The organism is Candidatus Peregrinibacteria bacterium (genome assembly GCA_016699755.1).
Taxonomy (GTDB): domain Bacteria; phylum Patescibacteriota; class Gracilibacteria; order CAIRYL01.
Window position 1 is genome coordinate 1321353 of sequence record CP065009.1, and the last position, 13934, is coordinate 1335286.

A 13934-nucleotide genomic window follows, 5' to 3' on the forward strand; every position below is an offset into this window, starting at 1 on the left:
TCATATGAAAAAGATAGACTCTCAAATCATAGCAATTGATAAAGCAATTTGTGGTAACATCCGAAAATTTGATGTCACAGAGAGAGGGCTACAGTCGCAAAACATTCTTTCTCAACTTAGAAATCTGATAGAACATGTCGCCTTGAAGATGTTCGCAGGTCAGAAGGATATCGAGAATACCTATGAAAATATACAAAATGCACTTCAATTCATCCATACTCGGGGTAATCTGAAGTTCTTATCAAGATTTCATAAGAATTTGCAGATCACAGCCTCACATTACACTTTGGATGAGGAGAATTCGGAAAGATTAATGCTTAAGTATTTCGAGTATCTAATCAGAATAAAATCCTTTCTAAAAGAGAAATACGATTTGGATATCCTAGAGAATATTGCAGATTTTCCTATTGCCGATGATCCAGCCCTGAGGGAGTACTACGAAAAGATAGCAGTTAAAATTGATGAATCTGAATCACAGCGAAAGCAAAGTACGTATGATGACCGTTATTATATTCAGAAAATTAAGCCTTTTTTCATCGGTCTAAAGGTCTATTACGAAATCACTTTTACGGCCGCAAATGATCATGCTAGTAAGTTTGATAGAATTATCGCGTTCACAAAATATGATATTCCACCAAATTATGCCGTTAAACTGAGGGTTAGCCACGATGAGATTGAGGTCTTTGGAAAAACAATGCCCATTCAAATTATAGATTCCTGGGAGACTTCTATCCGGCCATGCGAACTGAATAATTTTGCCAACATATTTGGAGACCACACAAAAATACAAAGCGGTTCGACTGAATATCGTGAACTAATGGTTTTTCTCAAAAAAACCGGTCTTAATCTCGTCGAAATCATAGATTTTTCAGATGATTTATATTTGAAATTTGTTGGAGTGATCCAAAATAAAACAAAAACTACTCATTTTCTAGATATCCTGGATAAATGTAGGGGCCTCATGCAAGGTGGTAAGTCCGGAGGTAATGTCATACGATATCTATTGTACAGGCTGAATAATAAAATTATAAAACAGCAATACAACAGATATGAAAATTGCTCATTACTTTCAGATTTAAAGCTAAAATTTGGTTGTAAGCCATTTGATAAGATGCCCTTTACTACTTCGTTAATTTATCATAACCCAAAACTCTCAGATTTGCTTGATTGTATTAATCCGACCAGTCGGGTGCATGAGTTAATTGCAAGGCGCATACAAAATAATACAGAAATAAAAGGTCAATTATACACTCCAATTAAAGATCTTGACGATTTTGAGGGAGTAGATACATTGGCAATTGATTACAACAGACTACTATATTACAAGCACACGCATCGTAAACTGGTAAATTATAAAGACTATTTTTTTATTAAAGGGTATGAGGAAGACGCTCTCCAAATTATCAGGAACTTAAAAGAACTGTCATCATCCGGCATAAAAAATTACTCAAGTTCTTTTGAATCTTGGCTTCAATCTTCAACACATAAGGTTGACTGTGAAGAAAAAATAGGAAAATTGAGAGTCATGTTTGAAAAATCAGAAGTTGCAGTAATATATGGCTCGGCTGGCACTGGCAAAACAACACTGATAAATCACATTTCTCATTTTTTTAATGACCAAGACAAGCTATTTTTGGCAAATACAAATCCTGCCGTTGATAACCTAAAAAGGCGTGTCGATGCCTCAAAATCAAACTTCAAAACAATCGCAAAGTTTTTATCTAGTCGCAATGAAGATACAGAGTGCGACATACTGATTATTGATGAATGTAGTACCGTAAGCAATACTGATATGCTAAAGGTCTTAGAAAAAGCCTCTTTTACTCTATTGGTACTAGTGGGCGACATCTTTCAGATAGAATCTATTCGATTTGGAAATTGGTTTGGTTTAGCAAAAGAATTTATTCCGAAGACATCGATATTTGAGCTTACCAAACCATATCGCACAAAAAATAAGCAGCTTCTCGAATTTTGGGATAGCGTTCGAAATATTGATGACAACATGCTTGAGCATATTACGAAAAATAATTATTCGGCGAACCTGAACGATTCTATTTTTGATCGTACTGGTAACGATGAAATAATTCTATGTCTTAATTATGATGGGTTATATGGAATCAATAACATTAACAAGTTTCTGCAAGGCAATAATCCAAACATTTCTGTTGAATGGGGCGTGCAAATCTACAAAGTAGGTGATCCGATTCTTTTTAATGAGTCTAATAGATTTGCACCCCTTATTTATAACAACTTAAAAGGCAGAATTTTAAATATTATGATTTTAGAAGATCAAATACAATTTGATGTTGAAATAGATAAAATAATAAACCAATTAGAAGCGAATCCGTATAATTTTGAATTATTGGATAATTCTGAAGAAAATAAATCAGTAATCCGCTTTATCGTAAACAAATATCGAAGCACTGATGAAGATGACGAGTCATCTTCCATGGCGGTTGTACCTTTTCAAGTCGCCTATGCGGTATCAATTCACAAAGCCCAAGGGCTTGAGTATGATTCAGTTAAAATCATAATTACAAATGAGGTTGAAGAAATGATTTCTCACAATATTTTTTATACAGCTATTACAAGGGCTAAGAATAAATTAAAAATTTACTGGACACCAGAAACTGAAAAATATGTATTGGAGAGTTTATGTGCAAAGAGTAGCAAACAAGACATGAATATTCTTATGTCAAAATATCAACTTTAATTTTCTCTATGACCAAAATTTTCGAATCCGACGTCGAGCAAATGACCATCGAGACTCTCCAGTCTCAGGGCTACACATATCTGACCCCAGAACAGCAAGAGGAGGAGCGACCAGATCTTTCTGATGTGGTACTGAAGGGGCGACTTCGTGATGCCATTAATCGATTAAATCCAGATATTCCTGCGGATGCACAAGAGTATGCGCTCAAACAGGTGATAAATTTACCAAGCCAGAGTCTCATAGAAAATAATGAAGCTTTTCATCGATACCTTACGGAGGGTGTACCCATTGAATATCAAAAGAATGGCGAAACAGTTGGGGGTTCTGTACAACTCGTAGATTTTGAGAATCCTACGGCAAACAATCTGATTGTAACGAATCAATTCACAGTAACAAATGACAATACCATCAAAAGACCAGATGTTGTGATTCTGGTAAACGGACTGCCACTTGTGGTAATCGAACTCAAAAATCCAACAGATGAAAATGCCACTGTTACAAAAGCGTTTACTCAGCTCGGAAACTATAAAAATGCCATTCCTGACCTTTTCTTTTACAATGGCTTGCTCGTCGCTTCCGACGGACTCGACGCCAAGGTCGGTTCACTTACTGCTGGATGGTCACGGTTTATGAATTGGAAAACAGTTGATGGTGTAAAAGAAGATGCCGTTACGGTGCCACAGATTGATACCATGATCCGCGGAATGCTTCGACCAGATGTGATGCTTGATCTCATCAAGCAATTTACTGTCTTTGAAAAAACAAAAAAAGAAGAATCGAAAACGGGGCTTATCCAAATCGAAACAGTAAAAAAGGTTGCGGCGTATCATCAGTACCATGCGGTGAATCGGGCAATTGAATCAACCAAGGAAGCTGCCAAAGAAACAGGGAACAGAAAAGCAGGAGTGGTGTGGCATACTCAGGGATCGGGGAAATCACTCTCAATGGTGTTTTATGCGGGAAAAGTGGTATTGGGGCTTGATAATCCGACAATACTGGTAATCACTGATCGTAACGACCTTGACGATCAACTCTTCGATACTTTCGCGGGATGCAAACAGCTCCTTCGTCAAGAACCCATACAAGCAAAGGATAGGCTTGATTTGAAAAAACTCCTCAAAACATCGGGTGGAGGAATTGTATTTTCTACCATTCAGAAATTTTCTCCTGAAGATGGCTCTTCAATATATGAGCTTTTATCTGACAGAAAAAATATTATCGTAATTGCCGATGAGGCGCATCGAAGCCAATATGGTTTTGGCGCAAAAACTCGTGAGACCGAAAAAGGAGTCGAAACTCGTTATGGAAATGCAAAATACCTCCGTGATGCCCTGCCGAATGCTTCATTCATCGGTTTTACAGGAACACCAATCGAAAGTGAGGACAGATCGACTCCTGCCGTATTTGGAGAATACATTGATGTTTATGACATTTCTCAGGCAGTAGAAGACGGTGCGACCGTTCGCATTTACTATGAATCACGGCTCGCTAAAGTTCACCTGAAGGAGGAAGAAAAGGAAAAACTCGATTATGAAGTAGAAGCAATCACCGAAGGAGAAGAATCAACCGCCAAAGAAAAAGCAAAAGCAAAGTGGACGCAACTGGAAGCCATAGTGGGACACAAAGACCGACTTGCTTCCGTGGCAGAAGATTTCATTAAACATTTTGAAACTCGACAAGAAGCCTTTGAAGGAAAAGCCATGTTTGTGAGTATGAGCAGAAGAATAGCTGTGGAGCTCTATGAAGCAATTATAGAACTCCGCCCTGAATGGCACGACACTGACCTGAAAAAAGGTGTGATAAAAGTGGTAATGACTTCGAGCTCTTCTGATCCTGCCAGTTGGCAACAGCACCACACGACCAAGCAAGATCGCAAGGCAATCGGTGAACGGATCAAAGATCCTGATGATCCACTAAAAATTGTTATTGTGCGCGACATGTGGCTTACAGGCTTTGATGCTCCGTGCCTGCATACGCTCTACGTCGACAAGCCTATGAAAGGACACAATCTCATGCAGGCTATTGCTCGTGTGAATCGTGTCTACAAGGATAAGCCAGGAGGTCTTGTGGTGGATTATATCGGCATCGCCTCAGACCTCAAGCGAGCACTTGCAACCTACACCGAAAGCGGCGGAAAAGGCGAACCGACACTGAATCAAGAAGATGCAGTTTCAACAATGCTCGAGAAGTTTGAAGTGGTGTGCCAACTCTTTGCAGGATTCGATTTTGAACGATATTTTGAGGCTGACACCCGAGAAAAAATGACTATTATTCTTGAGGCTCAAGAACATATTCTTGGAATAGAGGATGGGAAGAATAGATTTACAAAGGAAGTCGGACTCCTCTCCAAGGCTTTTGCGCTTTCTGTTCCGCATCTTAAGGCGATGGAGATTAAAGATGAAGTCGGATTTTTTCAAGCAGTAAAGGCTCGATTGGTAAAATTCGAACCAAGTGGAAGCGGTAAAAGTGATGAAGAAATTGAAACATCTATTCGACAAATTGTAGACAAGGCGGTGGTTTCCGAAGGAGTAATCGATATTTTTGATGCGGCAGGAATCAAAAAGCCTGATATTTCCATTCTTGATGATGAATTTTTGGAAGAGGTAAAGGGTATGAAGCGCAAGAATGTTGCACTAGAGCTATTGAAAAAGATATTGAATGACGAAATCAAAGGGCGAAGAAAAAAGAACTTTATCCAAAGCAAAAAGCTCTCGGAGATGCTTGAGAATGCCATTAAAAAATATCAAAACAATCTCATCACTGCAGCTCAGGTAATTGAAGAATTAATCAATATCGCCAAAGAGGTGCGAGCCTCAGATGAGCGTGCAGATAATCTTGGGCTTACCGATTATGAAATTGCCTTTTATGATGCTCTTGCGAACAATGACAGTGCAAAGTCAGTATTGGGGGATGATGCCCTCAGAGAGCTTTCTCGTGTCCTTGTAGAGAAAGTAAAAGCCAACACCTCGATTGACTGGACAATCAAAGAAACAGTACAGGCAAAATTAAGAGCAATCGTAAAAAGAACCCTTCGGCTATACGGCTATCCGCCTGATATGGCAAAACTGGCAACAGATAATATCTTAAAGCAAGCTGAGCTACTTGCTGATGAATGGAGTGTGTAATATTTAATTGTTTTATGACAGAAGAAAAAAAGAATATTTTATGGTCTGATATTGAAGGTATTTGCACTGATATATTCTATGATTATGAATTTGAGTTGCCACTCGTAAAAAAGCTTTGGAATTTATATGAGAGTCCACCAAGCAATATTACTGAAGCACAGAAAAGGATTATGTTTTTTGCACACTTTGTTGCTGATATTAAAAGGGCTACTGGTTTTTATGCTGATGACACTGTAAGTACTTGTGAAGAATGTTTATCCGAAATACAGCCCTTCAAATGGGGTTGGAATGAAGATGGTTTTTGGAATGAGAATCAAAATACAAAAATCAATAACTTTAAAAATGCTATAGATTTTGCAAAATACCTTGCCATTGATATTCTAGGTGACCAAATAAGTGAGCTAGAAATCTATCAAAAGATAGATGAATTATACTCTCTTTTTTCTTCTAAGTTACAAATTATGAACGAAATCGTCTATATTCTCATCAATGAGGCCATGCCAAACTATGTAAAGATTGGTCGAACAACAAATCTCGAACAGCGAATTCGAGATATGGACAATACCAGTGTACCACTTCCGTTTGAGTGTTTTTACGCAGCAAGAGTAGAAAATGCTTCCTTTGTTGAAAAAAAACTTCACGATGCTTTCTTAGATCATCGGGTGCGTTCGAGTCGTGAATTTTTTGAAGTTGCTCCAGAAAGAGTTGTTTCAGCCCTGAAACTGGCAGAGATAGAAAACGTTACTCCAAAGCAGGATATTGTGGAGAACATTGAGGATCAGCAAGCACTAAATGAAGCACGCACTAAGAGGGCAAGGTTTAATTTTAGAATGGCAAATATCCCCGTTGGATCAGAACTTTATTTCAACGGAGACAAAGAAATAGTGGCGAGGGTCATTGATAATAGAACAATAGAATACAATGGCGAAAAAACCAGTTTATCAAAATCAGCACAACAAATCTTGAGCTATGACTACGGCGTGGCTGGCACCGATTATTGGATGTACGAAGGGGAGAAACCTTGGATGAGCGAAGACGGAGAATTGAGATGGAGGAATAAGAGGAATAAAAAGACGAGTATTCTATATTCATGGAACAAATATTGGAAGAGATGAACTTCACGAAACCTTTCCCCTAAATTCAGAACCTATCAAATGAAATTCGTTGGCATCGAAAATGTATTCTCCTCTTCCATTACTGGTGAATGACAAGAGCTCTATCCTTCCCCTCCATCTGAAGAGTCCTTTAAAAGGATATTATCGACTTCCATTTTACCACGAAGAAGTATTTGGGTCACTCCCGTAATATTCGTATCGGGCTGAACGCTATGCATATCTGCCTGAAGATTGCGAGTAATGGTGTGAATATTTCCATCAGCAACATGAGCACCAACTCCACAATAAATATATTCCCCATTAGTATTCGGTACACAATCGGAATCTTCTGGTCTATATCGCAAAAAACGAACTCCGTTGTTTGTCGTGAGTTTCAAGAAAAAATAATGATTTTTTGTGAGTCTCCAATCCCACTGTGCTACAAATTGTGTAGTATTTGGCGTTGTGAATATCTTTTTAAAGCCATTTTCCTTCCCATTGCTTTCGGTAATAAGAAGACCGTCTTGGGCAGTAATAGAAGGAGCTATAGGAGTATTAGGGGTTGTATCAAAAACAATCCAATCACTGGCATCTTCACCATCTTCATAGAGTGTGGAATTCTCTCCTGAGTTCTCGACGGAAAGATGTATTTCAAAATCACTGGTATTCGCATTTCCACTCGTATCCTCACATCGAACGTAGTAATGATACGACTGCCCATCTCTCAAGCCACTCACATGAAGGTTGTGAGCTAAAGAACTATCAGAATTGACAGGAACAAAAACTGGATTAAAAGGAGCGACAACGGAATCAAAAGTATGGCTCATGGAGGCATAACCCGTTCCAGAAACCGTGTCATATCTGCAAGAAGCTTCTTCATCGGTCGTCACCACAAGAGTCGTGCTCTCGCTTCCCACTGGGAGTGTGACCCCTCCATTTCCACTCATAGTGGGAGGGGTGTTGTCAAAACGACAATATTCCCAATTCTTTGGTGCATCGCACGTCGTAAATCCGCTGCATTCTTGCGTATAGGGGTTTCTCGCAAACGTGTCTGCTCCAAAACAAGAAGGAGCCGTATTCAAAAGAGGTTCGGGAAAGTACGTAATCACCGGATCGTTTTCTCCATCATCAATAACGGCATAAATATAATATTCTTGAACGGGAAGAGATGAGGCATCCCAATAGTATTGATCGGTACCATTTTCGTGGTCATCGTCTTCCTCAATATTTTCAATAATGAGCGTTCCATCTGCTCCGATACTATCGTTGTCATAGTAAAAAGAGATGGGAGCATTATCATCTGGGTCTTCATCTGTATACGCAATAACTACTGTCTTGAGATTTGGGCTCGCATCAATGGCAACAATATCGAGTGTTGGGGGAATATTGTGGGAAACGGTAAGAGTTCCACTACTGTACGAGGGAACTGGCGCATTTACTCCATCATCAATCATCGCATACACAAAATACTTTCCATTGGGAATTTCCGACGTATCCCAAGCATACTGATCTGTTTCGTCATCTTCGCTCAGAGCAATAAAGTTGATGGACGACCCATCGGCGCCAGTATCATTGGTGTCATAATACAAGAAGATATCCGCATCATCATCGGGATCGGCATCGGACCAGGTAATCGTAAAGTTCTGATCGGTAATGTCACCGACGCCATCAGGTTCAAGAATGCTCAAAGAAGGTGATGTATTTCTTATAATTTCGACAGGATCTTGGCTATAGACGGTGTTCACAGTGGTACCGTCATCTATTATTGCATACACGTAGTAGGAACCTTCGGAGAGACCAGATGTATCCCATTGGTATTGATCGGTTTCGTCATCTTCACTGATATTTTCCACAATCAACACTCCATCTTCACCAGCATTATCAGAATCATAAGAGAAAGAAATCAAGGCATCATCATCGGTATCTTCATCTGTCCACTCAATGGTAAATTCGGAATCAGCAATATCATCGTTTCCCGCTGGTTCTGTAATGGTGAGGGAGGGGATCTTCGAGGCATCAATGGCATTGGCGGTAACGGTTTCTGTCACAGCATCAACACCCGTTCCACGAACAGTAAAATCAGCAGATTTTTCTCCCGGTATCGTTGCCAAAAATACAATCTCAAAAGTACATGAACCTTGAATTTTGAGAGTGATGTTTGAGCACGTATCATTCTGAAGGGAAAATTCTGAGTCGCCTACGAGACTAATCGATTGAAGAGGAACGTCGGTGTTTCCGGTATTGCTTACCGTAATCGAATGGATTATCTGCATATCTGTATTTCTCTCTCCCAGATTATGAGATGATGGTGAAACAACAATCGAAGCATCTCCACTGTAATACGTCGATACATCAATAATTTGTAACGCTCCAGGAATAGAATCGAGAGTCACGAAAGCATACCCATTTTGAATAAACACCGATGTAGGATAATTGAACGATGCCCCACCATTCCCATTGTGTAAACTGGCAGAATATGATGGATTTTCTGGTGAAGAAACATCAATAACAGCAAAGTCATCATCAGACCCCACGGTTACAAACGCATGATTTCCAGACACATATACCGAAGTTGGATTATTGAGGTTCACTCCTCCGTCACCATCGACAATGCCCCCAACTCTTGTTGGATTTGTAGGATCAGAAATATCGATAATTTCCAAAGAATCACCACTACGTGAGGTTATATAGGCGTAATCTCCAGAAACAAATACTGACTGTGCCTGACCTAAAAGAACTCCATCAGCCGCGGTTAACCCACCAACATAAACAGGTGAGGAGGGGGTAGAAATATCTATAATCGTAAGTGAATCACTTAAATACGAGACAACATACGCATAGTCTCCTCTCACGAAAATATCTCTTGGAGCATCCAAAGCTGCTCCATCATCACCATTATAGAGAGCACCTGCCCAAACCGGATTCGTGGGATCAGAGACATCAATAATTTCAAGAGAATCAGAATTTTGAGATGCCAAATATGCATAATTTCCAGAAACCACAACTGCTCGAGGATTATCGAGAGTGGTTCCATTGTCTCCCTTTTCCACAACAACAACATGAGTAGGATTTTCCGGATCAGAGACATCAACAATTTCGAGTGCGTCATAAAAATATGATGCGATAAATGCATAATCACCAACCACAAAGACATCATACGGACTTCGAATTCGTGCGGTACTGCCGATACGAGCAATGGATCCGGCATGAGTAGGATTTTCCGGATCAGAGACATCAACGATTTCGAGTGCGTCAGAATTTCGGGAAGCAACGTAGGCATGATCCCCTTTTACGAATACAGACTCTGGTGAATCTAGCAGGGCTCCTCCATCATCATGGACGATGTTTCCGACATGGGCAAACGCCGTGGGAGCAGTAAAATCAAAGCCAGATTGATGTGAATCGGAAACAGAAACAGCATACGACTCTGGGCTAAAAGTGAAGCCGGCTTTCTGGGGAACAATTTCATACGTACCGGGCTCCAAAAGAACAGTATAATTCCCGAGAGCATCAGTCTGAATATTGGTAACTTCCTGACTATTTTGGAAAATTTTCACGTCTATTCCGGCAGTACCGGCAGAATTTCTAGTTACTCTTCCAGAAACAGAATAGGCTTCCTTGACATCAAAAAGACTCGATTCAAATTCCGCCGATGCATTTCCAGAAAGATCATACGCAATCGCTTTTATTTGAAAACCCGAACCAAAAACAGTCTTCGGAACAAAATAGGTCATCTCTGGTATATGCCAGGTGTAAGGACGAGCATCTTTGTCAGAATCAAGTTCAAATATATCCGTACCTATGTAATACCAAAACTGCTCATTTGAATTCCAAAAATAAAAATCTGCTTCCTTCAAAGAAATATTATCAGTCGCATTAAGTGACACACGCATTTCGGCACCATTGGTCACAGTACCTCCAACAATTTGTATATCGGTAATAACAGGTGACTCGTTATCTTCAGTCAACCTTGTCAGGAGTTCAATATCACTCACGCTTCCATTTGGCGGGAGCTCAACCCTATGGAGTATGCTATCATAGACATACGTTCCCGGAAATTGTCTTTCCGATACTTCCATAAGACAACTCCCATTCGAAAAAGAAGAGCCTGAAAAATTTCCTTCCGCATCACTCTTCGATTTGTTCGAACAACCGGCAATAGGTGCGGATGCAAAAGGAACACCACTTTCGAATATTGTTCCCGAAGCACTCGATGCATACCGACTTTCATCTGCACTCAAAATAACCGTGGTCGTATCTGCTATAATATATTTGGATTGCCCTTTTGAAACCCCTACTGTCACTTCATATTCAATATCTGATGACAAATCTGTGGACACTACCTGATGTTCATCAAGAAAATTAATTTCATTCCAAAGAGTCTGACCCACTTCACGGTAAAATAAGGAATAGTGATCACGATTTGGGTCGTCAACATGCTTCCAACGTGAAACGAGTACTTCCCCCTCAAATTCGCTCACATCTGCATGAGAAGCATAATAGAGAGGTAATGACGGATTGCCATTTCTATTGATGGCAAATGAGAATGTTTGCTCTGCCCAGTTATCGGAAAACTCTGTTTCGTTTTCTGCATTTACAAAAAATTTCATATTCATGTCTCCTATGAACATACTGGTATTTGGAAATTCGAGTGTTATTGTTCCCGTCTGTCCCGGAAGAATATCTATTTCAAATTCATGAGTTTGAAAAGCAAACTCATCTACAATATGATGCAATGTTATTGTACGAGCCGACTGATACCCATTATTTTCTACAGTAAGGGTAAATTGTTGCGGAAGACCATTTTCCAAGCTTCCGGTGCTTTGGATATTTGTTATGGTGACATCTGGTTCCGCCAGAGCCTGCATTGCGGAAGCAGTAGTAAAAAAAGAATCCCCAAAACTACCGTCAAAATTTTGTCGCCAAGAAGCCTGTTGTTTCAATGCTTCTTGAATATCCGGTCGTACATTGTAGAGCCACAAACTCCTCAGGGTCATGACGCCATCAAAAACGTCCTCGGTATTTTCTAATGATTCTTCTGCTTCATTCCATTGGTTTTCTAAAAAGGAAAGCATGGCGTTTATCTTCCCCTGAACCGAAATATTTAAACTTCCATCTGTTACGGTTCTGTTCGCAAAGGGGCGCAGATAGTGAAGTGCCATGTTCACCAGCTGGTAACTGGGAGCACTGGAATTTCCTTCAAAATGTACACTTCCGTCTCCTTCGACTCGATTAAGAACAGAAAAAATTGCATTATTTATCGCTTCATCTATTTGAGACGATTCTCCTGACACGGACTCAAGCGCATGAATAACCTCTAGTGTCGTAAGAATATCACTCGTGTATTCTGGAAAGAGTGCAAAACCGCCATTGTTTTTCTGCTGTGCCAACACATCGTTTAATACCGTTTGATACGATATATCGTTGATAGTTTTTAAAAATCGTACCCTTAGAGCCTGTTCCCGAAGGTTCTTTGGTTCGGTATTCACCAAAAAATCTCTCATGGCAACAAATTGATCATTCTCGGTTTTTCCATACCCAAGAAAAGCTTCTGCAATTTTGAATGTTATTTCATATTGCCGCATGTTTCCGTAACTGCCATCTGCATTTTGATTTTGCGTCAAAAAATAGAGAAGATTGTCAATTGCATGATTTTCTATTCCATTGTAATACGAAACAATCGGTCCGTTGCCAACACCACTAGCGCTTATCAAAGTCGGCTGATCTTCAACAGCAAGGGTTCCCAAAGCCGATCCAATACTGACCATTTGCACATCATTTTCATCTACGGTGACGGAATCATTCATACTCTTAACAGAAAACCCGGCATACGGGTTTTCTTCAGAAGAGTCTTCATTATTATGCATTTCGAATATTTCTGCTGAATAGAAATTGCTCATAGCAACATTCAGATAGTTTGCATTGATAAAATTGATCACTTCTTGGTCACTCATATTTTCCAAATTGTTCAGAAGGTTTTGTATTTCCGCTTCCAGATTTTCATCTTCCATTTCGATAAATATACGTTGTAACTCATTTACAAAATCAGCATCAAAATTGCGACTTGTGACCCATGCCTCCCAAAGTTCTTTGTTTGGAGGAAGGTTTTGAGAAAGCTCAGAAAGCGGAATAACCTCCGCGTATGTTTTTTGCTGAAAGGGAGGAAAGGGAATACTGCCAGAGAGTAGAGTAACTGCTGTAAAAATGGAGAAGATGTTAGAGAGTTTCACAGGACGGAGAAAGAGGAAATGAAGGAAAAAAAGGTTAAGGTTAATGGATGAATGTGGTTGGTCATAAAAACAAAGGCATAGAGTTTCATTTCTTTTTCTTTTCGGCAGTATTGAAGGCTATCCCAAAGAATATGGCAGTATTCTGGTTTGGTAAATACATTAATCCATTTCACAATAGTGAAAGTGAGAAAATAAGGAATGCCAGGTTGTTTCGATTTATAGTTCTTTGCCATGGTTGTTAGGGGTTATTTTTTGTGGTCGAGTCCAAAAGACTCGACCGAACGGAGGAGCTTCTATTTTGATGAAATAAAAGTACGGCACAGACAATGACAAAAACCTCAATAAGAAAAGTCCAATGAAAAACAAAATTATATACCCAGTAGTCATATATAGCCGGCACCTCAAAAAAAGAAAAACTCTTGGAAGAAAAAGGATAGAGCCAGTTGATTTTGCCGACCAAGGTATCAAGAAAGAGATGCAAAAAGATGTTGGCGAAAAATATAAGGCTCACAAGATAGTACTTTTGTTTTTTTAGAAGCCTTAATGCCAAAAAAGTAAATAAAGAAATCAGCATCCAGTAAAATGGAGTATGTATCCAATAGTCATGATGCAGGTGTTGCTTATTGTCCACCAAGTAAAAGTAAAGCATGTCGATATCCGGCAGAATACTTCCCAAAAGACCAACCCATAAATATTTTGCAACACCGCTTGTCTTTTGCAGTTTTTTGGTAAGTATGTAGCCAGCGGGGAGATGTGCGATAAACATAAGATG

4 protein-coding genes and 1 pseudogene are annotated in these 13934 nt (G+C 39.6%); 3 read left to right on the forward strand and 2 right to left on the reverse strand.

What is annotated here, in order from left to right; genetic code table 11:
- Positions 1-4: 4 nt before the first annotated feature.
- From IPN35_05935 to IPN35_05945, 3 genes and pseudogenes are all read left to right on the forward strand, one after another.
- Positions 5-2713, forward strand: coding sequence for an AAA family ATPase (locus IPN35_05935; protein ID QQS59093.1), 2709 nt, complete (start codon positions 5-7; stop codon positions 2711-2713).
- 8 nt (positions 2714-2721) lie between these two features.
- Positions 2722-5838: a type I restriction endonuclease subunit R gene (locus tag IPN35_05940; GenBank protein ID QQS59094.1), complete on the forward strand. Its 3117-nt coding sequence runs from the start codon at positions 2722-2724 to the stop codon at positions 5836-5838.
- A 461-nt stretch (positions 5839-6299) separates the two neighbouring features.
- Positions 6300-6898, forward strand: a pseudogene (locus IPN35_05945) (GIY-YIG nuclease family protein).
- A 156-nt stretch (positions 6899-7054) separates the two neighbouring features.
- Here IPN35_05945 and IPN35_05950 read toward each other — a convergent pair.
- Both IPN35_05950 and IPN35_05955 read right to left on the reverse strand, forming a co-directional pair.
- A complete protein-coding gene (locus IPN35_05950) occupies positions 7055-13162 on the reverse strand; it encodes a hypothetical protein (protein ID QQS59095.1) in 6108 nt (2035 codons plus the stop codon).
- A gap of 238 nt (positions 13163-13400) precedes the next feature.
- Positions 13401-13928, reverse strand: a complete 528-nt coding sequence (locus IPN35_05955; GenBank protein QQS59096.1) for a metal-dependent hydrolase — start codon at positions 13926-13928, stop codon at positions 13401-13403.
- Positions 13929-13934: the final 6 nt, after the last annotated feature.